Origin of the sequence: Pseudooceanicola endophyticus, assembly GCF_018760365.1 — a bacterium.
Lineage (GTDB): Bacteria > Pseudomonadota > Alphaproteobacteria > Rhodobacterales > Rhodobacteraceae > Pseudooceanicola > Pseudooceanicola endophyticus.
On sequence record NZ_JAHIAB010000010.1, the window covers coordinates 125,307 to 148,373 of the forward strand.

General features: G+C 67.3%; 21 protein-coding genes and 1 riboswitch. Of the genes, 7 read left to right on the plus strand and 14 right to left on the minus strand.

What is annotated here, in order from left to right; all coding sequences use genetic code 11:
• Positions 1 to 40: 40 nt before the first annotated feature.
• Together folE2 and metZ are read right to left on the minus strand one after the other, a co-directional pair.
• Complete coding sequence (folE2, locus tag KM176_RS17070) at positions 41 to 1,132, minus strand: GTP cyclohydrolase FolE2 (RefSeq protein ID WP_160895127.1); 1,092 nt, start codon at positions 1,130 to 1,132, stop codon at positions 41 to 43.
• 182 nt (positions 1,133 to 1,314) lie between these two features.
• On the minus strand, positions 1,315 to 2,499 hold the full coding sequence (gene metZ / locus KM176_RS17075; protein ID WP_160895126.1) for an O-succinylhomoserine sulfhydrylase: 1,185 nt from the start codon (positions 2,497 to 2,499) through the stop codon (positions 1,315 to 1,317).
• Between the two features lie 67 nt (positions 2,500 to 2,566).
• Positions 2,567 to 2,644, minus strand: a riboswitch (SAM riboswitch).
• A 110-nt stretch (positions 2,645 to 2,754) separates the two neighbouring features.
• Here metZ and KM176_RS17080 point away from each other — a divergent pair.
• The gene (locus KM176_RS17080) at positions 2,755 to 3,459 is read left to right on the plus strand and encodes a glutathione S-transferase N-terminal domain-containing protein (RefSeq protein ID WP_160895125.1); all 705 of its coding nucleotides are present in this window, start codon (positions 2,755 to 2,757) and stop codon (positions 3,457 to 3,459) included.
• A 225-nt stretch (positions 3,460 to 3,684) separates the two neighbouring features.
• Positions 3,685 to 4,704 (plus strand): LLM class flavin-dependent oxidoreductase, encoded by a 1,020-nt coding sequence (locus tag KM176_RS17085; protein ID WP_215558801.1) that lies wholly within the window; start codon positions 3,685 to 3,687, stop codon positions 4,702 to 4,704.
• 120 nt (positions 4,705 to 4,824) lie between these two features.
• Here the strand turns inward: KM176_RS17085 and KM176_RS17090 are convergent, their stop codons facing one another.
• The 4 genes from KM176_RS17090 to ftsY all read right to left on the minus strand — a co-directional run bounded on the left by KM176_RS17090 (position 4,825) and on the right by ftsY (position 9,523).
• On the minus strand, positions 4,825 to 6,336 hold the full coding sequence (locus KM176_RS17090; RefSeq protein ID WP_202397868.1) for an acetyl-CoA hydrolase/transferase family protein: 1,512 nt from the start codon (positions 6,334 to 6,336) through the stop codon (positions 4,825 to 4,827).
• Between the two features lie 188 nt (positions 6,337 to 6,524).
• On the minus strand, positions 6,525 to 7,163 hold the full coding sequence (locus KM176_RS17095; RefSeq protein WP_160895124.1) for an inner membrane-spanning protein YciB: 639 nt from the start codon (positions 7,161 to 7,163) through the stop codon (positions 6,525 to 6,527).
• Positions 7,160 to 8,065: a DMT family transporter gene (locus tag KM176_RS17100; RefSeq protein WP_160895123.1), complete on the minus strand. Its 906-nt coding sequence runs from the start codon at positions 8,063 to 8,065 to the stop codon at positions 7,160 to 7,162. The genes KM176_RS17095 and KM176_RS17100 overlap by 4 nt, the downstream gene beginning before the upstream one ends.
• Before the next feature lie 231 nt (positions 8,066 to 8,296).
• Positions 8,297 to 9,523, minus strand: coding sequence for a signal recognition particle-docking protein FtsY (gene ftsY / locus KM176_RS17105; RefSeq protein WP_160895122.1), 1,227 nt, complete (start codon positions 9,521 to 9,523; stop codon positions 8,297 to 8,299).
• Positions 9,524 to 9,652: 129 nt separating this feature from the next.
• On the opposite strand from ftsY, the gene KM176_RS17110 reads away from it, so the two are divergent.
• Together KM176_RS17110 and KM176_RS17115 are read left to right on the plus strand one after the other, a co-directional pair.
• Positions 9,653 to 9,958, plus strand: a complete 306-nt coding sequence (locus tag KM176_RS17110; RefSeq protein ID WP_160895121.1) for a hypothetical protein — start codon at positions 9,653 to 9,655, stop codon at positions 9,956 to 9,958.
• 46 nt (positions 9,959 to 10,004) lie between these two features.
• Complete coding sequence (locus tag KM176_RS17115; protein WP_236045351.1) at positions 10,005 to 10,421, plus strand: hypothetical protein; 417 nt, start codon at positions 10,005 to 10,007, stop codon at positions 10,419 to 10,421.
• 10 nt (positions 10,422 to 10,431) lie between these two features.
• On the opposite strand, the gene xseA is transcribed toward KM176_RS17115, so the two are convergent.
• A complete protein-coding gene (xseA, locus tag KM176_RS17120; protein ID WP_160895120.1) occupies positions 10,432 to 12,015 on the minus strand; it encodes an exodeoxyribonuclease VII large subunit in 1,584 nt (527 codons plus the stop codon).
• A gap of 207 nt (positions 12,016 to 12,222) precedes the next feature.
• Between xseA and purD the strand changes: the two genes are divergently transcribed.
• On the plus strand, positions 12,223 to 13,494 hold the full coding sequence (purD, locus tag KM176_RS17125; protein ID WP_160895119.1) for a phosphoribosylamine--glycine ligase: 1,272 nt from the start codon (positions 12,223 to 12,225) through the stop codon (positions 13,492 to 13,494).
• Positions 13,495 to 13,732: 238 nt separating this feature from the next.
• Entirely contained in the window at positions 13,733 to 14,248 is a 516-nt protein-coding gene (locus tag KM176_RS17130) for a hypothetical protein (protein ID WP_160895118.1), read from the plus strand.
• Positions 14,249 to 14,282: 34 nt separating this feature from the next.
• Here the strand turns inward: KM176_RS17130 and KM176_RS17135 are convergent, their stop codons facing one another.
• Both KM176_RS17135 and KM176_RS17140 read right to left on the minus strand, forming a co-directional pair.
• Positions 14,283 to 14,942: an FG-GAP repeat domain-containing protein gene (locus KM176_RS17135; protein WP_311136169.1), complete on the minus strand. Its 660-nt coding sequence runs from the start codon at positions 14,940 to 14,942 to the stop codon at positions 14,283 to 14,285.
• A 164-nt stretch (positions 14,943 to 15,106) separates the two neighbouring features.
• Positions 15,107 to 15,430 (minus strand): 2Fe-2S iron-sulfur cluster-binding protein, encoded by a 324-nt coding sequence (locus tag KM176_RS17140; RefSeq protein ID WP_160895116.1) that lies wholly within the window; start codon positions 15,428 to 15,430, stop codon positions 15,107 to 15,109.
• Positions 15,431 to 15,606: 176 nt separating this feature from the next.
• Here KM176_RS17140 and KM176_RS17145 point away from each other — a divergent pair, with 176 nt between their 5' ends.
• Positions 15,607 to 15,984, plus strand: coding sequence for an OB-fold nucleic acid binding domain-containing protein (locus tag KM176_RS17145; RefSeq protein WP_160895115.1), 378 nt, complete (start codon positions 15,607 to 15,609; stop codon positions 15,982 to 15,984).
• Positions 15,985 to 16,109: 125 nt separating this feature from the next.
• Here the strand turns inward: KM176_RS17145 and KM176_RS17150 are convergent, their stop codons facing one another.
• From KM176_RS17150 to rpiA, 5 genes are all read right to left on the minus strand, one after another.
• Positions 16,110 to 17,606: a DegQ family serine endoprotease gene (locus KM176_RS17150; protein ID WP_160895114.1), complete on the minus strand. Its 1,497-nt coding sequence runs from the start codon at positions 17,604 to 17,606 to the stop codon at positions 16,110 to 16,112.
• A gap of 461 nt (positions 17,607 to 18,067) precedes the next feature.
• Positions 18,068 to 19,189 carry a protease modulator HflC gene (hflC, locus tag KM176_RS17155; RefSeq protein ID WP_160895113.1) on the minus strand — a complete coding sequence of 374 codons (1,122 nt, stop codon included), beginning with the start codon at positions 19,187 to 19,189 and terminating at the stop codon, positions 18,068 to 18,070.
• A 13-nt stretch (positions 19,190 to 19,202) separates the two neighbouring features.
• Positions 19,203 to 20,402 carry an FtsH protease activity modulator HflK gene (gene hflK, locus KM176_RS17160; RefSeq protein WP_160895112.1) on the minus strand — a complete coding sequence of 400 codons (1,200 nt, stop codon included), beginning with the start codon at positions 20,400 to 20,402 and terminating at the stop codon, positions 19,203 to 19,205.
• Positions 20,403 to 20,531: 129 nt separating this feature from the next.
• Positions 20,532 to 21,908 (minus strand): glutathione-disulfide reductase, encoded by a 1,377-nt coding sequence (gor, locus tag KM176_RS17165; RefSeq protein WP_160895111.1) that lies wholly within the window; start codon positions 21,906 to 21,908, stop codon positions 20,532 to 20,534.
• Between the two features lie 102 nt (positions 21,909 to 22,010).
• The gene (rpiA, locus tag KM176_RS17170; RefSeq protein WP_160895110.1) at positions 22,011 to 22,790 is read right to left on the minus strand and encodes a ribose-5-phosphate isomerase RpiA; all 780 of its coding nucleotides are present in this window, start codon (positions 22,788 to 22,790) and stop codon (positions 22,011 to 22,013) included.
• Between the last annotated feature and the right edge of the window lie 277 nt (positions 22,791 to 23,067).

Here is a 23,067-nt window from a genome sequence, read left to right on the forward strand (position 1 = left end):
TTCCGCTTGGTCAAGCGGGGTGGCGCCCGGAAAAAAGGCCTCAGCCCGGGTGGTGCAGCGAGGCGAAGAAGCGCGGATCAAGGCTTGCGCCGCGGAACGTCTCGCCCTCGGTCAGCACCGAGATCGCATCATGGGAGTGCAGGCTTTCCTGGTGGCTGGCCGCGACGCGGAAGTCGCCGACGCGCGGATCGTCCTGAAGCTGCTCGCAGAACAGGCGCGCCGCGTCTTCCACGAAGATCGGATTGGCGGCGTTCAGCTCGGCGAAGGCCTGTTCGTCCTCGCGCTTGACCATGACCTGGGTCTCGGTCGGCACGGCGCGGCGAGCCATGTCGATCAGGTCCTCGAACCACAGGATGTCGTCCGAGACCGCTTCCTGCACCGACAGCCGCGCGACCGAACGCTGCGAATGCGGCGTGGCCAGCTGGCCACGGCTCATCCGGGCATGTTCCGACAGCTCAAGCGAGCACGGGCAGGTCGAGGAATAGACGTAATCCAGGTGGATGAAACGGTTGCGGGTGCCCTTGTGGTCCACCAGCTCCAGCGCGAAATCGTAGTATTGGTAGCCCGACAGGCCCGAACGCAGCGACTTGATCTTCGCCGGATAGGAGAAGCGCATCATGATGCGCGCATCATGGCTTTCCAGGTCCGCCTTGTAGTCGTCCAGCGCGGCCTCGATCACCTCGAAGCTGAAGGATTTCTCGGAATGGACATAGAAGCTGCGCATGATGCGCGACATGTTGATGCCCTTCTTGTCGGCCTCCAGGCTGACAGAGCCGATCACCGAAGTCTCGAGCGTCAGCTCGCCGCCGTCCCGTGTGTGGAAGCGGATCGGCAGGCGGAAGTTCGAGATGCCGACATGCTGGATCGGGGCATGGGCGCCACGGATCAGGCTGGACGGACCGTTCTGCAAATCCGGCAATGTGTCGCGGTAGGCTTCGTCCGCCTTGAAATCCTGCGGGTAGATCCGCGACAGTAGGGGGTAGGACCCCTGGCCCGGCAGCAGCGCCGCCAGGGCTGGATCCAGCGCATTGATCTCCGCGTCCGAGGCTTTCTCCGCCCAGCCGCGCAGAAGCTCAAGGGCCTTGCGGGCCTCTTCGGTTTCGGTTTTCAATTCGTTCGGGTGGATGTTCATGCCGCCCCCTTTCGCCAAAATCGCGCCCCGCGCGGGGTCGCGCAGGACAGATAGTCCCAATAGCCGAATTTTCCACCATGAACAGAGGCGATAGCACGCCCCTCTTTCGGGTGAACAACCTACCCAAAAGGATAGGTTGTCAGTTTTTTCACATATAAGTTCCGACTATCGGATTGGAGTCTTCAGGCCTGATCCAGAGCTGAAAGGAAGTCGGCAATAAGATCCCCGGAATCCTCCAGCCCGATGGAGATTCGAATCAGGCCCGGCGTGATTCCCAGCTCTTCGCGCTGCGCATCGCTGAGGCTCGAATGGGTGGTCGTCTCAGGATGGGTCAGGATGGTCTTCGCATCCCCGAGGTTGTTGGAGATGACGCCCACTTCGCAGGCATTGAGGAAGCGGAAGGCCGCTTCGCGCCCGCCCTCGACCTCGATCGCGATGACCGTGCCGCCCTTGCCGCCGGTCTGGCGCTGCACCAGGTCGTACTGGGCGTGGCTGGGGTGGCCGGGGAAGATCACGCGGCTCAGCTTGGGATGACCGGCCAGCGCCTCGGTGACCTTCAGCGCCGCATCCGACTGGGCGCGCACCCGCAGGTCCATGGTCTCCAGACCCTTCAGCATCAGCCAGGCGTTGAACGGCGACAGCGCCGCGCCGGTGTGCTTGAGGTAGGGCATGAGGGTCTCGCGGACGAACTCCCGCGTGCCCAGAACGACACCGCCAAGCGCCCGGCCCTGGCCGTCGATATGCTTGGTGGCCGAGTAGACGATGACATCCGCCCCCAGCTCCGTCGCGCGCGAGAAGACCGGCGTGGCGAAGACGTTGTCGACGATGACCAACGCGCCGACCGCATGGGCCAGATCGGCCACAGCCTTGATATCAATGACTTCCAGCGTCGGGTTCGAGGTGCTCTCGAAGAACACGGCCTTGGTGTCGGGACGGATCGCCGCCTTCCACTGTTCCAGGTCCAGACCATCGACCAGCGTGATCTCCACGCCCATCCGGCCCAGCACCTTCTCCAGGATGTAGAGGCAGGAACCGAACAGCGCCTTGGCGGCGACGATGTGATCGCCGGCCTGGGCGATGCACATCAGCGCGCCGTTCACCGCCGCCATGCCCGAAGCGGTGGCGAAGGCATCCTCGGTGCCTTCCAGCATCGCCAGGCGCTGCTCGAACATGTCCACCGTGGGGTTGCCGTAACGGGCATAGATGAACTCGTCCGGGCCGGTCTTCTTGAAGCGCTCCTGCGCCTGCTCGGCACTGTCGTAGACGAAGCCCTGGGTCATGAAGATCGCCTCGGCGACCTCGTTGTACTGCGAACGGCGAATGCCGCCGTGGACCAGCTTCGTGCGCGGTTTCCAGTCGTTGGTCATGCTCTCATCCTTCCGGCCGCCGGCATCGCGGCCAACAAAAAAGCCCCAGACGCGGTCAAGCGAAAGGGGCTTCCTATCCTCGACCTCTTTAGCGGAATCTTTAACGTGGCCCGCAATCCGGTAACAAAGCGCCACGCGGATCGCATACTCCCGCGCCTGCCCCGGGTCAAGGCACATGGCCGTGCGGCAGGCGCGCGCCCCCTTGCCAGCCCGCCCCGAACCGCCATCATGATGGGCAGACACAGGAGGATCCCCATGACCGCCCCGATCGAGCTTTACTACTGGCCCACCCCCAACGGATGGAAGATCTCCATCGCGCTGGAGGAAATGGGCCTGCCCTACAACGTCAACCTGGTGAACATCGGCAAGGGCGAACAATTCGACCCCGCCTTCCTGAAGATCTCGCCGAACAACCGGATGCCGGCGATCATCGACCCCGAGGGGCCCGACGGCGCACCGATCTCGATCTTCGAAAGCGGCGCGATCCTGCAATACCTTGCCCGCAAGACCGGTCAGTTCTGCGGTCCCACGCAGCGCGACCGCGTGGCGGTGGACCAGTGGCTGATGTGGCAGATGGGCGGGCTCGGCCCGATGGCGGGCCAGGCGCACCACTTCCTGAAATACGCCCCCGCCATGGAGCCGCCCCAGGACCTGCCCTACGCCAAGGACCGCTACCGCACCGAGGTCGGCCGCCTGCACCGCGTCCTCGACACCCAGCTGGCCACGCACGAATACGTAGCCGGCGATTTCTACTCGATCGCCGACATGGCAATCTGGCCCTGGGCCTGCCTCTGGGAAGGCCAGCAGCAGGACATCTCGGACAAACCGCACCTGCGCCGCTGGCTCGATCTGGTGGGCGCGCGCCCGGCGGTACAGAAGGGCAAGGCCCTGGCCGCCGAGAACCGCAATGCCACCCAAAGCCGGGAAGAGCAGAAGATCCTCTTCGGCCAGAAGGGCTGACCGGCTCCCTCATCTGGCCCGAAATATCCCGGGGGGAGTCTCCGCAGGAGACGGGGGCAGCGCCCCCCCCTCCCCCGGGGCCTCTGCATCAGGGCACATCGCCTGCGCCCTGCCAAACAGCGCCCCCCATTGCCGCACAGCCCCCGGAGTGACTAGGTGGGGGTCAAACCGGCACGGAGTCCGGGCGCGGCTCTTCCGCGCCCCCCGCCCGGAAGGAGACATGACATGAAAAGCATCGGCTTCCTGTCCTTCGGCCACTGGTCGGCCCAGCAGGGCTCCGCCACCCGCAGCGCCGGCGACGCGCTGCTCCAGGCCATCGAAATCGCGGTCGCCGCCGAAGATCTCGGGCTCGACGGCGCCTATTTCCGCGTCCACCACTTCGCCCGCCAGCATTCCTCGCCCTTCCCCCTGCTCGCCGCCATCGGCGCGCGCACGAAAAAGATCGAGATCGGCACCGGCGTCATCGACATGCGCTACGAGAACCCGCTCTACATGGCCGAGGACGCCGGCGCCGCCGACCTGATCAGCCAGGGCCGCCTGCAGCTGGGCCTCTCGCGCGGCAGCCCCGAACAGGTGATCGACGGCTGGAAATACTTCGGCTACCAGCCCGCCGAGGATGAAACCGACGCCGACATGGCCCGCCGCCACACCCAGGTCTTCCTGCAGATGCTGGAAGGCGACGGTTTCGCCCAGCCCAATCCCCGCCCGATGTTCCCCAACCCGCCCGGCAAGCTGCGCCTCGAACCCTTCTCGGAAGGGCTCAAGGATCGCATCTGGTGGGGCGCGGGCTCCAACAAGACCGCCGAATGGGCGGCCTATCTCGGCATGAACCTGCAAAGCTCGACCCTCAAGGACGACGAAACCGGCGAACCCTTCCACGTACAGCAGGCCGCCCAGATCCGCGCCTACCGCGAGGCCTGGAAATCCGCCGGCCACAGCCGCAAGCCGCGCGTCTCGGTCAGCCGCTCGATCTTCGCGATCACCAATGACCTCGACCGGATGTATTTCGGCAATGGCGGCAAGGAGCAGGACAGCGTCGGCTTCATCGAGGAACAGCGTTCGATCTTCGGCCGTTCCTATGCCGACGAACCCGATCGCCTGATCGAACAGCTGAAGAAGGACGAGGCCATCGCCGAGGCCGACACCCTGCTGCTGACGATCCCGAACTCGCTGGGCGTCGCTTACAACACCCATGCCCTCGAAAGCATCCTGACCCACGTCGCCCCGGCCCTCGGCTGGCGCTGACTCAAAACCCCGCGCACCCTCTCCGGTGCGCGGGGCTCTCCTCATCTGGCCGGAAATATCCCGGGGGAGTCTCCGTCAGGAGACGGGGGCAGAGCCCCCTTCCCCTCTCATCCGCCCCGATTACCCGTGCATCGTCCCGGTCTTCACGAAACGGTCGTGCCAGCTCAGCGCCTCGTCCAGCAGCACCGGCGCATGCTTCCCGTAAGAGGATTGCTGCGCCCGCTGGTAGTAGTCCCGCAGCGCCGGACGGTAATCCGGATGCGCGCATTTCTCGATGATCAGGTCGGCGCGCTGGCGCGGCGAGAGGCCGCGCAGATCCGCCAGCCCCTGTTCGGTCACGATCACCTGCACGTCCTGGGGAATGTGGTCCACATGGGCCACCTTCGGCACGATCGCCGAAATCGCCCCGCCCTTGGCCACAGAGGGCGTGACGAAGATCGACAGGTAGCCGTTGCGCGCGAAATCGCCCGAGCCACCGATGCCGTTCTGCACCTTCGACCCCATGATCTTGGTCGAGTTCACGGAACCGAAGATATCGGCCTCGATCAGCCCGTTCATGGCGATGCAGCCAAGGCGGCGCACCAGCTCCGGGTGGTTCGAGATCTCCTGCGGACGCAGGATCAGCTTGTCGCGGAAGAAGGCGGCATTGGCGTTGAAATACTCCGCCTTGTCCGAGGACAGCGAGAACGCCGTGGCCGAGGCCATGCGCAGCGTGCCGGCCTCGATCATGTCCAGCATCCCGTCCTGGATCACCTCGGTAAAGGCGGTCATCTGCTCGAACGGGGCCTTGATCAGCCCGGCCATCACGGCGTTCGGCACGTTGCCCACGCCGGACTGGATCGGCAGCAGGGATTTCGGCAGCCCGGCGCGCCGGGCCTCCCACTCCAGGAAGTCGAGGATATTGCCGGCAATCGCCTCGGCCACCGCATCGGGCGGGCTGAAGGGGGCGTTGCGGTCGGGGGCGTCGGTCTCGACCACGGCAATGACCTTGTCGGGGTCGATGTCGAAATGCAGCTGGCCGATGCGGTCATCGGGACGGATCAGCGGGATTGGCACCCGGTTCGGCGGCAGCGCGGTCCCGTAGTAGATGTCATGCATCCCGTTCAGGTATTCGCTCTGCCAGGAGTTCACCTCCAGGATGACCTTGTCGGCCATCTCCAGCCAGGTCTTGTTGTTGCCGACCGAGGCCGAGGGGATCAGCTTGCCCTCTGCCGTGATGCCGGAAATCTCGACGACCGCGACATCCATCTTGCCCAGGAAGCCCTGCCACGCCATCGGCGCGACCTGGCTCAGGTGCATGTCGAAATATTCCATCTCGCCGGCATTGATCTTGGCGCGCGCGATGGGGTCCGAGTTGTAGGGCAGACGGAACTCGATCCCGTCGGCACGGGCCAGCGCCCCGTCCAGCTCGGGCCCCGTCGAGGCGCCGGACCAGATCTTCACCCGGAAGGGATTGCCCTGGGCATGTTCCCCCTCGATGCGCTTGGCCAGCGCCTGCGGAACGGCCTTCGGATAGCCAGAGCCGGTGAACCCGCTCATCCCGATGGTCTGCCCGTTGGAAATCAGGGCAGCCGCCTCCTCCGCGGACATAACACGTTCACGTAGCTTTTGATTGGCTATACGTGTCGTCATGATTTTCGATCCTCCAATGCCCCGGAATGCGCCATCTGCCATGCCATCAGAGAAGGGCTCTCGTGCTGCGATGCAGCGACTCGGATTCCGGGATTTCACATAGAGGATTGGATAGGATCAGGGCGGAAGATGCCAGAGGGGAACGCCCGCAGGAGGAAAGCCATGCACCCAGTGCATGGCTGACCCGCTCATTTTTCGACCGGAGCGTCCTTATCCTCTTCGATGCCGTAGTCGCGGAACACCTTGTTCTGCGTGATGAAGAACAGGAAGATCGCCGCCGTCAGGCCGAAGGTCTTGAAATAGACCCAGGTTTCCGTGGACTGGGTGCGCCAGATCACCTCGTTCAGCACCGCCAGTCCCAGGAAGAAGAAGCACAGCCTCCGGGTCAGGATCATCCAGCCCTCGTGCTGGATCGGCAGGGCCTCTTCCATCACCAGCTTCAGCCAGCTCTGGCCGCGCAGCAGCCCGATGCCCAGCAGCCCGCCGAAGATCAGGTAGATCAGCGTCGGCTTCATCTTGAAGAAGCGCTCGTCGTTCAGCCAGACCGACAGGCCGCCGAAGACCACCACCAGCACGGCGGTCATGATCTGCATCTTCGAGAGCTTGCCCGTCAGCTTCCACAGGATGCCGGTGCAGATCAGCAGAAGCGGGATGAAGCAGGCGGTCACCAGGATGAAGCCGTCGTAATCGGTGCCCCCGATGGTGAAGGTCTTTCCCTTCAGCTTCAGGTAGGCCACGAAGAAGGCCACCACCGGCCCCAGTTCCAGGCCAAGCTTGACGGCCGGGCTGATCTTCCTTGCTTCTGCCACGTCGGGCTCCTTTGTCATCCGCCCAACTCTACTATCACGGCGCCAAGCGCGATCAACGTCATCAGGGCAATCCGACGCGGACCTGTGGCTTCGCGGAGCACGATCCAGCCGATGGCCGCCGCGAAAACGGTCGAGGTCTCGCGCAGGACGGCGGCCTCGCCCACCTTGTCGAGGCGGGTGGCCAGCATCACGAAGCCGAAGGAGCCGAAGGCGATCACCGCCCCCAGAAGCCCGTTCTGCAACAGGTCGCGCAGGGTGGGCCGTATCGTGACGCCCTTCCAGCGGAAGGCCAGCAGCAGGGGAAAGTCGAGGCCGGTCAGCACGAAGAACCACGCGAGGAAGGTGAAGGGATCCGGAAGCGCCCGGATCGCATAGGCATCATAGGTCGTGTAGATGGCTACCATGCAGCCGGTCATCACCGCGAATGACAAGGCCGAGACCAGCGTCTCGCGCGCCACGGTGATGTGGCGGTAGTTGTAAAGCGCGAGGCCGAAGATCCCCGACAGCAGCACCGCCACGCCCAGCCACTGCACCGGCGTGAAGGCCTCTGCGAAGATCACCCAGGCGCCCAGCACGGTGAAGGCGGGGCCGGTGCCGCGCACCACCGGGTAGACCACGGTATAGGCGCCGCGCGCATAGGCGCTGGCCATGAAGACCTTGTAGACGAAGTGGATCGGCACCGCGCCCAGGATCAGCAGCCAGTGGGTCCCGGTGTCGGGCCAGGGCACCGCGAACAGCGCCAGCGGCAGGGCCAGCAGGACAATGAAGATGTCGATCACCGCCCGCGAGGTCCAGGGATCCAGCCGCCCCTTCTGAAGCGAACCGAAGATCGCGTGAAGCAGCGCGGCCCCCAGGGCCAGCATCATGGCGGCGTGATGGCCCGCAGCCGTGCCCTCGATCGAGGTGATCCAGTCGCTCATGCCGCGCCCCCCCGGGTGCAAGGGTCGGGGCGGGAAAGCGGGGCGGGTCGGATCATGCGTCGGGGCCTTGTGCTGGGGCGCCGCAAGCCGCGCCGGAACGTCAGGCCATTCTTTGAAGCAGCCCCGGCCCTGCCGCAAGTCCGCGCCGCCGGGAGGCGCCGTTGCGGATCTGCGCAACGAAAACGGGCGGCCCCCGGAAGGACCGCCCGCTTCGGATGTTCCCGCGAAGGCCTACTGGTCCAGGCCGGTCAGCGCGCGGGCGAAATCCTCCGGATCGAAGGGGGCCAGATCGTCGATCTGCTCGCCCACGCCGATGGCGTGGATCGGCAGGCCGAACTTGTCGGCCAGCGCCACCAGCACGCCGCCGCGCGCCGTGCCGTCCAGCTTGGTCATCACCAGACCCGAGACATCGGCCAGATTGCGGAAGGTCTCGACCTGGTTCAGGGCGTTCTGGCCAGTGGTCGCATCCAGCACCAGCAGGGTGTTGTGCGGCGCAGAGGGATCCTTCTTGCGGATCACCCGGACGATCTTGGCCAGTTCCTCCATCAGGTCCTGGCGGTTCTGAAGCCGTCCGGCGGTGTCGATCAGCAGCAGATCGGCGCCCTCGGCCTCGGCGCGGGTCATGGCGTCGAAGGCCAGGCTGGCCGGGTCGCTGCCCTGCGCGGCCTTCATCACCGGCACACCGGCGCGGTTGCCCCAGATCTCGAGCTGCTCGACGGCAGCGGCGCGGAAGGTGTCCCCTGCGGCGATCACCACCTTCTTGCCGGCGGCGCGGAACTGCGAGGCCAGCTTGCCGATGGTGGTGGTCTTGCCCGCGCCGTTGACGCCCACCACCAGCACCACCTGAGGCTTTTTCGGATATATCGGCATGGGGCGCGCGACGGGCTCCATGATCCGGGCGATCTCCTGCGAGAGCAGGCGCTTGATCTCCTCGACCGAGAGGCGCTGGCCGTAGCGTCCCTCGGCCATGTTCGCGGTCACCCGCAGCGCCGTGTCCACCCCCATGTCCGAGGTGATCAGCAGCTCTTCGAGCTGTTCCAGCATCTCGTCATCCAGCGCCCGGCGCACGACGGGCTGGGCGCCCTCGCGTTTGAAAAGACGGCCCATCAGGCCACCCTGAGCCGGTTTCCCGGGCTCGGGCGTCGGCTCCGGGCGCGGTGCAGGCGCCGGTTCCGGGCGCGGTGCAGGGGCCGGTTCGGGCGCCGGCTGCGGGGCCGGGGCGGGTTCGGGACGCGGTTCCGGCGCGGGCTGCGGCAGCTCCTGCGGTTCCGGCGCGGGGGCAGGATCGACAGGCTGCGGCAGTTCCTGCGGCGTGGGGTCAGGCTGCTCGGGCGCCGGCGGGGGCAGCTCGGCGGGGGTATCGGCGCTGCCGCCCTCCTCCACGATGGCGTCCAGCCCCTGTTCCAGCTTGCTGGAGGACTTGAACAGACGTTCCTTCAGTTTCGAAAACAGGGCCATGCCTTCTCCCTTCGCGATTGCGGCAGAGGTAATCGCAAAGACCCGCCGATGGAAGGGCCTCTGCCCTTTCTGACCCTGCGGGAGAGCGCCGTCGGTGCCTCGTCAACCAATCGTGGCCAGAATGCCCGCATGACACGATTCGCCCTCGCCTCGCTTGTTCCGGTGCCGCTGCTGCTGATGGCCTGCCTGTCGGGCGGGTCCTGGGGCTGGGCGGCACTGGCCTGGCTGATCGTGCTGCCGGGACTGCTGGACCAGGTCCTGCCGGTGCCCCCCGTGGCCGCGCGACGCGCGCCTTGGCTGCTGCCAGGACTGGCGCTGTTTCCGGGGCCCTGGCGGCGGGCGATGGCCCCCCTGCTGGAGCACTGGCGCGATCCGCGCGGGCGTGGCGCAACTTTACGCAGTCCGCCGCCCCCGGCCCGAAGCCTTCCGGAATGAGCTTTGCGGAAGGCCCTGGCTCTGCCACTCTCGGGTCATGCGCAAGATGTCCCGCCTGCACCGTCCCCTGCCCTGGCTTTTGATGGCCGCCCTTCTGCCCATCGCGGCCAGCGCCCAGGACAGTCTGAGCGGCGCGGAATTCGACAGCTATTCCCGGGGCAAGACCTTCTATTACGGCGCCGGCGGACAGCCCTACGGCGCCGAGGAATATTTCTCCGACCGCCGGGTGATCTGGTCCTTTCTGGACGGCCATTGCCAGGAGGGACGCTGGTACGAGGACCAGGGCAACATCTGCTTCGTCTATGACGAACATCCCGATCCGCAGTGCTGGCGCTTCCGGCTGGGCGCCACCGGCCTGACCGCACAGTTCCAGGGCCCCAGCGAAGGCGGCACCAGCCCGCTCTACGAGATCCAGAGCAGCCCCGAGCCGATGACCTGCGAAGGCCCCGAAGTCGGGGTCTGAGGCGGGATGATCAGAACAGCGAGCCCTGCTCGGGGGCGGGCGGATCCTCCTTGCGGCGCGGCGCCTTGCGCGGCGGCGTCCCCGAGGGCGGCACGGGCGGGACATCGCCGCCCGTCAGGCTGAAGCGGCCATCGGCGAACTCGATCTCCAGCGCACCGGCACGGGCGGCCTCTTCGCGGCTGCGCAGCACATGGCCGGCCTCGTCGCGCACCACCGCATAGCCGCGCTCCAGCGTCGCCTCGTAGCCGACGGAATAGCGCAGCCGTTCCAGCGCCTCCAGCCGGTCGCGTTTCGCCTTCAGGTCCTGGGTGCCAAGGCGCAGCAGCGTCCGGGTCAGCCGGTCGAAATCGCCCTGGCCGCGCGCCAGCCGCTCCGAGATGCGCACCGGGCTGAGACGGTCTGCGCGGGTCTGAAGCCGCTCCTGCTTGACAGCGACGGCACGGGCCAGCGCCGGGGCAAGACGGTTCGAAAGCGCCTCGAGGTCGCGCCGCTCCCGGGTGATCCGGTTGCTCAGCACCGTGGGGCGCAACGCGCCGCCGGCTTCCGAGAGCGCCACCTTGCGCCGCTGCACCAGCCCGCTCAGCCCGCTGCCGAGCCGCTGACCAAGGTAGTCGAGCCGCTGGGACTGGGTTTCCGTCAGGGTTTCGGGACGCGGCAGGGCGCGGGAGAGGTCGCGCAGGATACGCTTGCGGGCATCGAGGGCCTGCATCTGCGCACGCGTCAGCCGGGCGCCCTGTTCGGCGGTCCAGGCCAGCAGGTCGGCACGCACCGGCACCGCCAGTTCGGCGGCAGCGGTGGGCGTCGGCGCGCGGCGATCCGCGGCATGGTCGATCAGCGTCGTGTCGGTCTCGTGGCCGACGGCGGAGATCAGCGGGATCTCCGAGGCGGCGGCGGCGCGCACCACGATTTCCTCGTTGAAGCCCCAGAGGTCTTCGAGGGAGCCGCCGCCGCGTGCCACGATGATCAGGTCCGGGCGCGGCAGCGCACCGCCCGGGGTCATGCGGTTGAAGCCGGCGATGCCGCGCGCGACCTCGGGGGCGCAGTTCTTGCCCTGCACGGCGGCGGGCCAGATCAGCACCTTGCGGGGGAAGCGATCACGCAGCCGGTGCAGGATGTCGCGGATCACCGCCCCGGAGGGCGAGGTGACGACGCCGATCACCTCGGGCAGGAAGGGCAGCGGCTTCTTGCGGGCGGGATCGAAGAGCCCCTCGGCCTGGAGCATGGCGCGGCGCTTTTCCAGCATCGCCATCAGCGCGCCCATGCCGGCGGGGGCCATGTCCTCGATCACCATCTGGTATTTCGACTGGCCGGGGAAGGTGGTGAGGCGGCCCGTCGCGACGACCTCGAGCCCCTCTTCGGGGGCGGTTTCCAGGCGGGAGGCGACGCCTTTCCAGATCACCGCCGAAATCACCGAGCGGTCGTCCTTCAGATCGAGGTAGACATGGCCCGAGCGCGGGAAGGAAACGCGCCCGATCTCTCCCCGGATGCGGACATGGGAAAACTCGCCCTCGATCATGCGTTTCAGGGCGCCCGAGATCTCGGACACCGTGAATTCGGGGGCATTGTCGGGGGTGGCGTCCTCGAAAAGATCCAAAGCGGGGCTCCTGGGTGGTTCGGGGGAACTGTAACGGGTCGGGCGGCGGGGCTCCAGAGGGTCGGACGGGGCGGGGGGCGCTGCCCCCATCTCCTGCGGAGATTCCCCCGGGATATTTTCGGCCAGATGAGGGAGCCGGAGCGGGATGGCACGCTTGCCCCGCAGGCGGCGCCCGGGTAAACCGCCGCAAACCTCAGGAGGCCCTGCATGAACATTCTCATCCTCGGCGGCGGTGGCCGCGAACACGCGCTGGCCTGGGCGGCAAAGCAGAACCCGAAATGCGACAAGCTGATCGTCGCGCCCGGGAATGCCGGGATCGCCGCCATCGCGGAATGCGCGGCGCTGGATGTCGAGGACGGCGCCGCCGTCGTGGCCTTCGTCGAGGAGAATGCCATCGACTTCGTGATCATCGGCCCCGAGGCGCCGCTGGCAGCAGGCGTGGCGGATGCGCTGCGCGAGGCGGGCGTGTCCTGCTTCGGCCCCTCGAAGGCGGCCGCGCGGCTGGAAGCCTCCAAGGGGTTCACCAAGGAGATCTGCGATGCCGCCGGGGCGCCGACCGCCGGGTATGCGCGCTTCGACGAGGCCGCCGCCGCAAAGGCCTATATCGAGGCCCAGGGCGCACCGATCGTGGTGAAGGCCGATGGCCTGGCCGCCGGCAAGGGCGTCATCGTGGCGATGGATGTCGAGACGGCGCTGGCCGCCATCGACGACATGTTCGGCGGCGAATTCGGCAGTGCCGGTGCCGAGGTGGTGATCGAGGAATTCATGGAGGGTGAGGAAGCCAGCTACTTCATCCTCTGCGACGGCGAGACCGCCCTGCCGATCGGCACCGCCCAGGACCACAAGCGCGTCTTCGAGGGCGACGAGGGTCCGAACACCGGCGGCATGGGCGCCTATTCCCCTGCCCCCGTCCTGTCGGACGCCATCGCCGAGCGCGCCATGCAGGAGATCATCCTGCCGACGCTTGCGGAGATGAAGACGCGCGGCACGCCCTACCAGGGGGTGCTGTACGCGGGCTTCATGATCAAGGACGGCCAGGCGCGGCTGGTGGAATACAACTGCCGCTTCGGCGATCCCGAATGCCAGGTGCTGATGATGCGGCTTGGCGCGCAGGCGCTGGACCTGCTGCTGGCCGCCGCCGAGGGCCGCCTGGCCGGGGTGCAGGTGAACTGGGCCGAGGATCACGCCATGACCGTGGTGATGGCCGCCGAGGGCTATCCGGGCGCCTATGCGAAGGGCACCGAGATCCGTGGCCTCGACAGCCTGCCCGAGACCGCCCAGCAGATCTGTTTCCACGCCGGGACGAAGGCCGATGGCGGACGCGTGCTGGCCAACGGGGGTCGCGTGCTGAACCTGACCGCGCGCGGCGCGACCCTGCAGGAGGCCCGCGACCGCGCCTATGCCCTGGCGGAGGGCATCGACTGGCCGGAAGGCTTCCTGCGCCGCGACATCGGCTGGCGGGTGCTGGGCAAGGACTGACCAGCGTTGGGCCGCACCCGGGGGCTGATCCCGGCGGGCCCGGCCACATGACCGCGGGCGCCGAAAACGATACGCATGGCCCTTGTCTGGCCGGCGCTTTTGCTTAAGCTCCCGCGGCATGAGCTTTGTCCAGCCGCCTGACGCGGTTCATTTCTCGTTCCGGCCGTCCCGGCTTCGTCCGGTCCAGGACTGGATCCTGTCCGGCGACCGGTTGACCGGGCCCGAGGGCGAGATCGCCTTGTCCGATGTGACCCGGGTGCAGCTGATCCAGATGCGCGGCGCCCGGATGCGGATGCTGCGCTTCGGGCTGCAAAGCGGCGCCGAACGGCGCAACGTGCAGATCCTGTGTCCGTCCCGTCGCGGCGTGCCGGACACCAACCTGCAGATCTTCCTGTCCCTGGTCTCCGAATCCGCCGCCCGCCTGGCCGAACTGTCGCCGGAGCTGACCTACCGGATGGAGGAGAGCGGCCCAAAGCGCTCGGCGCTGTTTGCCCTGGGACTGGTCGGGCTGACAGTGGGGCTGATCCTGACCGGCCTGGCCTTCCTGACCCTCTATGATGATCTCTGGCGCCTGCTGCTCAGCCTGCCGGGGCTGGCGGCGCTGAAATTCGGCTCGGCCCTGCTGATCCACCGGTTCTGGCCGTTCCGCCAGCCCGAGGCCTTTCCCATCGGCACCCTGCCCTTCATCCTGTGGACCATGGGCGGCCCCAAGCCGCGCGGACTGGCCCTGCCGCAGCCGGCCCCGATGTCCTGATCCCCCTCCTGATCCCCTGATCCGGCGCCCGGGGTCAGTCGCAGCGCTGCGCCGAAGCCAGGCTGTCGAGCCCCGCATAGGGCCCGAGCACGCGGCGCAGGATCGCACCCTGCGGCGTCAGCCGCAGGGCCAGCACCTGATGCCAGTCGCCGTCGGCCAGGATCATCTCGGGCGGGGTCCCGGGACAAAGCCGCAGCCCCCCGGCGATCTCGGTCCAGCCGATGCGGTGGTTGCTGACATCGGGCGCAGAGGCCAGCGGGGTCAGCGCCCCGTCCTCGTAGCGCAGCAGGCGCAGGGTCTTCACCAGGTGGGGCCGGTCGACATAGGCGATCTCGATCCGGCCGTCGCCATCCAGATCCGCCGCACCCAGGGGGGCCAGCCAGCGCCAGGGCTGGCCGATGAAGGCCGTGGCGCTGCGCCGGCCCTGCGCATCCCAGACCGCCAGCCGCGCGCCCCGGCTCAGAGAGCTTTCGACCACCAGCACCTCGGGCGCTCCGTCGCCGTCCAGGTCTGCCAGGCGCGGTGCCGTATCCTCGAAGACCAGGCTCTCGGGCAGGATCATCCGCAGCTGCCGCCCGTCCGACAGCTGCAGCGCCATGCCGCCATGTTCGATGCGATCGCCCAGCACCCCGTGGGGATAGCGCCCGGTTGGCAGGATCAGCCGGGCCGCCTCGATCCGCGGCTCGGCCGACACCGCCGATGGCAGCAGCAGGGCCAGGCAGACGCAAAGGCCCGCCCGCCACGGGCGCCAGGATGGCAGCGCGCGGCGGACGGGCCATTGCCACCGGCGCGCGGTCCGACGCCGCGCCCGGTCCGGCGGGCGGGCGGCACAGTCTCCTGTCCCTCCCGCCGCCATGATCAGATCTGCCGTTCGGGCATCTGCACGACCAGGCCGTCCAGCGCCTCGGTCACCTTCAGCTGGCAGGTCAGGCGCGAGCGCACCGGATCGGGCTGATAGGCGAAATCCAGCATGTCCTCTTCCATGTCATCCTTGGCGGGCAGCTTCTCGACCCACTCCTGCGCCACGTAGACATGGCAGGTCGAGCAGGCGCAGGCGCCGCCGCAATCCGCTTCGATGCCGGGGATGCCGTTGTCACGGGCCCCCTCCATCACGGTCAGACCGTTGGGCACATCCACGACATGTTCGGTGCCGCCATGCTCGATATAGGTGATCTTGGCCATTGGTGCCTCGTCGCTGTCTTGAGTTCCCGCCGTTCCTAGCCCCGCCCGCGCAGCGCTTCCAGCCCTTTTCCCCGCACGGGCCAGCACGGGCTTGCGATCCGGCACAAATGTTCTATATATGTTCACACCCCCTTCACCCGATGCCCGCCCCTTGATCAGACCGGGATCCGATCGCCATGCCGCAGCCCCCCCTTGTCCCCTCTTCCGATCCCTGGCAGCGGGACTGGCCGCGCCCGCCCTCGGCCCTGCCGGCCTGCCTGCTGGAAGTGCCGCCCCAGGGCGCCCGGGTCTGCGTCGCCGGGCTGGTGATCCTGCGCCAGCGCCCCGGCACCGCCAAGGGCGTCGTCTTTCTGACGCTGGAGGACGAGACCGGCGTGGTCAACGTCATCGTCTGGCGCAAGATCTTCGAGCGCTTCCGCCGCGCGGTGATCGCCGGGCGGATGCTGCGGGTCACCGGGCCGCTGCAGCGCGCCCACGAGGTCACCCATGTCATTGCCGAGCAGGTCGAGGATATCTCTGCCCTGCTCGACACCCTGCTGCAGCCGCCCCCCTGACCCGCGCGCCCCGACGACAGGCCGGGCCACAAGCGGGACCACAGGCCAGACCACAGACCCGAACGAAACGGGGCGCCCGAAGGCGCCCCGTTCCCGTTTCCGCAGATCCCGGATGATCGTCGCGATCACTTGCTATCGGACTTGCTGTCGCCCTCGGGGGCACCATCCAGCGGCAGCGCCACGAAGCGGGGGTCCGAGCCGCGACGGATCAGCAGCAGCACGGACTTGCGACCGGCCTTCTTGGCGTCGTCGATGCGCGCCTGAAGATCCGCCACCGTCTCGACCTTCTCCTGGCCGGCACTGGTGATCACGTCGCCGGTGCGGATGCCCTTGGTGTAGGCTTCCGACATCTCGTCAACGTCGGTGACCGCAAGGCCCGTGGCATCGTCGTCCAGACCCAGCTCGGACTTCATGTCCGAGGTCAGCGCGCTCAGCTTCATGCCCATCAGGTCCGAAGACTCGGGCGTCGACTGGTCATCCTGCTGCTGTGCAGCGGGGGTGGCGGCTTCCGAGGTCTCGCGACGGCCCAGGGTGACCTTCAGCGTCTCGGTGTTGCCATTGCGCCAGACGGTGACGCGCACGGCCTTGCCGACGGCGGTGTTGCCGACCTGACGGACCAGCTCGCGGGTGTCGGTGACATCCTTGCCGTCGAAGTTCGTGATCACGTCGCCCGCCTGCATGCCGGCATCCTTCGCCGGGCCGTCGGGAACATCGGTGACCATCGCGCCGTTGGTCGAGGCCAGACCCATGGCATCGGCCATGTCCTTGGTCACGTCCTGGATGCGCACGCCCAGCCAGCCACGGCGGGTCTCGCCGTATTTCTTCAGCTGGTCGACGACCTTGGAAACCACGTTCGACGCCATCGAGAAGCCGATGCCGATCGAGCCGCCGTTGGGCGACAGGATCGCGGTGTTCACGCCGATCACCTCGCCGTTGAGGTTGAACAGCGGGCCGCCCGAGTTGCCGCGGTTGATGGCGGCGTCGGTCTGGATGTAGTCGTCATAGGTGCCCGAAAGCGCCCGGTTGCGCGCCGAGACGATGCCCGAGGTGACCGAGAAGCCCTGGCCCAGCGGGTTGCCCATGGCGATGACCCAGTCGCCGACGCGGGCCTTGTCGCTGTCGCCGAAGGTGACGAAGGGCAGCGGCTGCTTGGCCTCGACCTTCAGCAGGGCGATGTCGGTGTTGGGGTCGGTGCCGACCAGCTTGGCGTCCTCGCTGTGACCGTCGTAGAATTCGATCGAGATCGAGTCAGCGTTTTCGATGACGTGGTTGTTGGTGACGATGTAGCCGTCTTCCGAGATCACGAAGCCCGAGCCGAGCGCCTGGCTGCGATGCGGCTTGGCCTTGTCGTTGTTGCGGTTCTGGAAGTCCTTGAAGAAGTCCTCGAAGGGGGACCCTTCCGGAACCATCGGCATCTGGTCGTCGCTGGTGGTGACGGTGGTCGAGGTGGTGATCATCACCACGGCGGGGCTGACCTTGTCGGCCAGATCGGCAAAGCTGTCGGGCAGCGCGCGGGCCGCCATCGTCTGACCGAGCAGCATGACGGTCGCGATCACGCCCATCCAGAACGCCCGCAGGACTTGCGGGGACTGGATTCGCAGGGCCGAGGCCTGTCTCATCATTCCCTTGTCTCCTTCATTTTGAAATGTCCGTTCCTGGCCCCCGAAACCCTGCACCGCAGGTCCCGGGCTGAACTGAACTTGGTTCTAATGTAGGCCCTACCGCCCGCAACACAAAGCCTATCGCGCAGCGTCAAGAGGACGTGACCGCCACGTGAGAGAACCCCGCATTCCGGCACAACCGCAGGGCGGTCCGGGCCTTTTCGACAGGCTGAGGACAAACTGCTGATTTTTGGTAAAATTTCAACGCTTGCAGCAGGTTTCCGCCCGCTCCGACCGGCGGGATCACGCCCGCGCACGGCAGGCGGAACGGTCGCCGGGGCCCCGTCCGGCGGGCCTGTGCTGAAACATGTCTGAAACACGGGCAAAGCACCGCCGCACGCCCGGCATACCCCCCGAATGCAACGGGGCCGACGCTGCCGCCGGCCCCGAAGGATCCCCCCGAGGGGGCAATTTCGAACGCCTTACTGGCTGGGCGCCGGGGTGGGTTGCGACGTGGCCGCCGGCGGGGTCGCCGGTGCCGCGTCATCTTCCAGGTCGGGATCGGCGCCGTCGCCGGTCATGGCGGCGGGCAGATCGTCCTCGGCCGGGGTGTCCTCAAGCGCATCGGTCGGATCGCCGATGGTGGCGCCGGTCTTCTCGTCCATCTTGGAAACCTCGTCCGCCCCCGGGATCGGCTGGTCGAGCACGGCCGGATCGAAGGGCGCGGGCACCGCATCGGTCGGGTTGTCGGACTTCAGATAGGTGAAGAACTCGCTGTCCGGAGACAGGACCATGGTCGATGTGCTGCCCGAGAAAGCCTTCCGATAGGCGTTCAGCGAGCGGTAGAAGTCGAAGAACTCCTCGTCCTGGCCGAAGGCATTGGCATAGACCGAGTTGCGGCGCGCATCGGCCTCACCGCGGATGATCTCGGCCTTGCGGTTGGCCTCCGAGACCAGCTCAACCTTCTTGCGGTCGGCCTCGGCGCGCAGCTCCTGCGCGCGTTCGTTGCCGCGGGCGATCTCGTCGGCAGCCTCGCGTTCACGCTCGGCGCGCATCCGGGCGAAAGTGGCATCCAGGTTCTCGGTCGGCAGGTCGGTGCGCTTGAGACGCACGTCGATCAGGTCCAGACCCAGGCCCTTGGCCTCGTCGACGGCGGCATCCTTGACGCGGGCCATCAGCTTGGCGCGGTCCGAGGACAGGATCTCGTTCGAGGTGACGGAGCCCAGGACCTCGCGCGTCTGGGCGCGCAGGATGGAGTCGAGCCGGGCCTCGGCCGCGGTCAGACCGGCGGTGCCGTTGGCCTGACGGAACTTGCGCACATCGCCGATGCGGTAGCGGGCGAAGGCATCGACCACCAGGCGGCGGTCGTCCAGCGGGGTAACTTCCAGCGGGTCGATGTCGCGCGACAGGATGCGGTCGTCGTAGCGCACGACCTCCTGGATCAGCGGCAGCTTGAAGTTCAGACCCGGCTCTTCCTTGACGGCGACCACGCGACCGAACTGCAGCACCAGCGCCTTCTGGCGTTCGTCCACGATGTAGACGGACGAGAACAGCAGCGCGAGCACCACGACGACAACGGGAATGAGGATGGTTGATTTCTTCATCTCGGGACCCTCCTCAGTTCTTCGCCGCGCCGGTGGCGGTCGTTGCGGTGGCGGGGGCGGCGGGCGCCGGGGCGGCCGCGTTCGGGGCGATCTGCGGCAACGGCAGGTAGGGCACCACGCCCGAGCCCGACTTGTTGTCGATGACCACCTTGTTGACCTCTCCCATGACGTCTTCCATCGCCTCGATATAGAGGCGCTTGCGGGTCACTTCGGGGGCCTTGCGGTATTCGTTCAGCACGGCGATGAAGCGGCTTGCCTCGCCCTCGGCCTCGTTGACGACCTGGGCACGGTAGCCCTCGGCCTCCTGGACGACCTGGGCGGCCTCGCCGCGGGCGGCGGCGGTGACGCGGTTGGCATAGGCATCGGCCTGGTTGATCAGGCGTTCGCGCTGCTGCTCGGCGGCCTGCACCTCGCGGAAGGCATCTATCACTTGGCTGGGCGGATCGGCCTTGTCGAAGTTGACGCGGATGACACTCATGCCGCTGTCGTAGCTGTCGAGCGTGGACTGGATCAGGTCGCGCAGACGGCTGGCGATCAGACCACGGTCGCGGTTCAGGATCGGCGCCAGATCGGACTGGGCGATGATCTCGCGCATGGCGGATTCGGAGACGGCGGTGATGGTCATCTGCGGATCGCGCAGGTTGAACAGGAACTTCGCCGGATCGGTGATGTTCCAGACCACCTGGAAGTCGATGTCCACGATGTTCTCGTCACCGGTCAGCATCAGACCCGCGTTAGAGCCCTGCCCGCCGACGCCGATGTCGACATTGCGTTCGCGGGTGGTGGCGATGACCTCATGGGTGACCAGCGGCCAGGGCGCAAAGTTCAGGCCCGGATCCTTGGTCGCATGGTACTTGCCCAGGAACAGCTCAACCGACTTTTCGTCGGGGCGCACGGTGTAGACCGACGCGAAAAGCCACAGCGCCACGACCAGCAGCGCACCGATGCCGATGGTGCCGCGGCTGAACAGCGGGCCGCCGCCCAGGCCGCCCCCGGAGGGACCGCCCGAGGGCTTGCGGGGGCCGCCACCGCGGCCGCCCATCAGGACACGCAACTGATCCTGCCCCTTGCGCACCAGGTCGTCGATATCCGGGATCCCGGACCCGTCTCCCCGACCGCCGTTGCCGGGCTTGCGCCCGCCACCGTCATTTCCGGGGGGCGTCGGACCGGATCCGCCGCCGCCGCCCCAGGGGCCGCCGTTATTGCCTGCCATGATCTCCCCTTCCCTAAGGTGTCGTTCGCCCCTAGCTGGGCAAAGCGCACGGTGATTTCAAGATCTTGTGTACGACATGACACAAGGTTTCGAAACCTCGGAAAGCGGGAACTACCCGTTGTGGTAGGCTCAGGACCCCGGCGTCAGGATCCGGGTCGGGGTTTTCATGGTCACCAGCTCTTCGGCGGCGGTCGGGTGCACGGCCACGGTGCGGTCGAAATCTTCCTTCGTGGCGCCCATCTTCACCGCGATGCCGGCCAGCTGGATCATCTCTCCGGCGGAGGGGCCGACGATGTGGCAGCCCAGCACCGTGCGGCTTTCGGCCGCGACCACCAGCTTCATCAGGATCTTCTGCGCGGCGGTGCCGGCAAAGCTCTGCTGCATCGGCTTGAAGGAGGTCGTGTAGATCTCAAGCGGCTCCTTCGAGCTGGCCAGAGCCTCCTCTTCCGACAGGCCCACAGTGCCAAGTTCGGGCTGGGTGAAGACGGCAGTCGGGATCAGCTCGTGGTCGGGCTTGGTGGCATTGCCCTTGAAGACGGTCTCGACGAAGGCCATGCCCTCGCGGATCGCGACGGGGGTCAGCTGCACGCGGTCGGTGACGTCGCCGATGGCGTAGATCGAGGGCACGGCGGTCTGGCTGTAGTCATCGACCAGGATCTGCCCCTTGGCCCCCATGCCGACATTGGCGCCCTCAAGGCCCAGACCATCGGTGTTGGGCTTGCGGCCCGTCGCGAAGATCACCGCGTCGAAGCTGTAGCTTTCGCCATCGGTGGCCGCGACCTTGATCGCCGCACCGTCCTGTTCCAGCGCCGTCACGTCGATGCCGGTGCGCAGGTCGATGCCGGCCGCGCGCATCTCGGTCGCGATCAGGTCGCGGGCCTCGTTGTCGAAGCCGCGCAGCACCTGCTCGCCGCGGTAGAACTGCGTCACCTCAGAGCCCAGACCGTTCAGGATGCCGGCAAATTCGCAGCCGATGTAGCCGCCGCCGACGATCAGCACGCGCTTGGGCAGGGTCGGCATGTCGAAGATGTCGTCCGAGACGAGGCCCAGCTCCGCCCCCGGGATCGCCGGGCGCACCGGACGGCCGCCGGTGGCGATCAGGATGTGCTTGGCGGTCTTCGTGGTGCCGTCGGCCAGCGCCACCGTATGGGCATCGACCAGCGTCGCGCGCTGGTGGAACTTCTCGACGCCCGAGCCGTCCAGCAGGCGCTGGTAGACCCCTTCCAGGCGGTCGAGCTCGGCGTTGAGCTTGACCTTGAAGGCGTCCCAGTCAAAGCCCTTCTCCTCGATGTCCCAGCCATAGGCGCGGCCCTCGGCGGCCATGCGGCCATAGCCCGAGGCGAAGACCATCAGCTTCTTGGGCACGCAGCCACGGATCACGCAGGTGCCGCCGTAGCGGCTTTCCTCGGCGATGGCGACCTTGGCGCCCTGGGCGGCGGCGACACGGCCGGCGCGCACGCCGCCCGATCCTGCGCCGATCACGAAGAGATCATAATCGAAAGTCATGCTGGGCTCCTTGTCCGGTCCGGGCCGCCTCTTGGGGAGGAAAAACGGGCGGCCTTGTATTCTGGGCGTCTTCTGGGCTGCGGTCGCCGTCCGGCGCCCGGATCAGTTGCCGAGGGTGGCGAAGGCGGCGTCCAGGTCGATCTGACGCTCGTCGATGCTGCCGGTGGCGATGTCGCGGGTTTCGGTGCGGCCATCCGCGTGACCGATCACCACGGCGTCACAGATATCAATGAAAAGCCCGTTTTCAACCACGCCCGGGATCTGGTTCATCACCATCGAGAGCTGGCGCGGATCGCCGATGCGGCGCAGGTGCAGATCGAGGATGCAGTTGCCCTCGTCGGTGCGGTAGGGCTGGTCGCCGTTCATCCGCAGCACCGCCTCGCGGCCGGCCACGTCGAGCGAGGTCAGCGCCTGCTCGACCAGGGTGCGCGAGGCGTTCAGCCCGAAGGCCAGCACTTCCAGCGGCAGCGGGAAGGCGCCCAGGGTCTCGACCTCCTTGGAGGGGTCGGCGATGACGACCATCCGGTCGGAGGCGGTGGCGACGATCTTTTCCTGAAGATGCGCGCCGCCGCCGCCCTTGATGAGGTTCAGGTCGGCGTCGAATTCATCCGCCCCGTCGATGGTCAGGTCGAGCCATTTCGCCTCGTCCAGGGTGACGACCTTGATGCCGAGGGAACGGGCCTGTTCGGCGGTGCGGGTCGAGGTGGCGACGGTGGTGATGTTGAGCCCCTCGTCGCGGATGCGGGCCGCCAGGCAACGCACCATCCAGGCGGCGGTGCTGCCGGTCCCGAGGCCCAGGCGCATGCCGTCCTCGACGAAGTCGACGGCGCGGCGGGCGGTTGCGAACTTGGCACGATCGGCCGGGGACAGGTCGAGGGTCATGGTGCTCTCCGGAAGGTTCGCGGGCGTTATAGAAAGATCGGCGCGGGGATGCGAGGGGGGAAAAGGTGCGGGGGTGCGCGCGCCCCCGGGGGTGGTTGCGCACCCCGCCTCCGGCGGCCGAATTTGCAGAAAGAGGGCGGCGGCGGGTTGGGCTTAGGGCGCCTCCGGCGGGCATATTTGGGGAAAGATGAAAGACGGGCGGCGGCGCGGGCGGATCGGAAGGGGTCGCTTTTGGTGGCACAGGGGGGCGTGGAACGGATAGGCTGGCGCGGCAAAA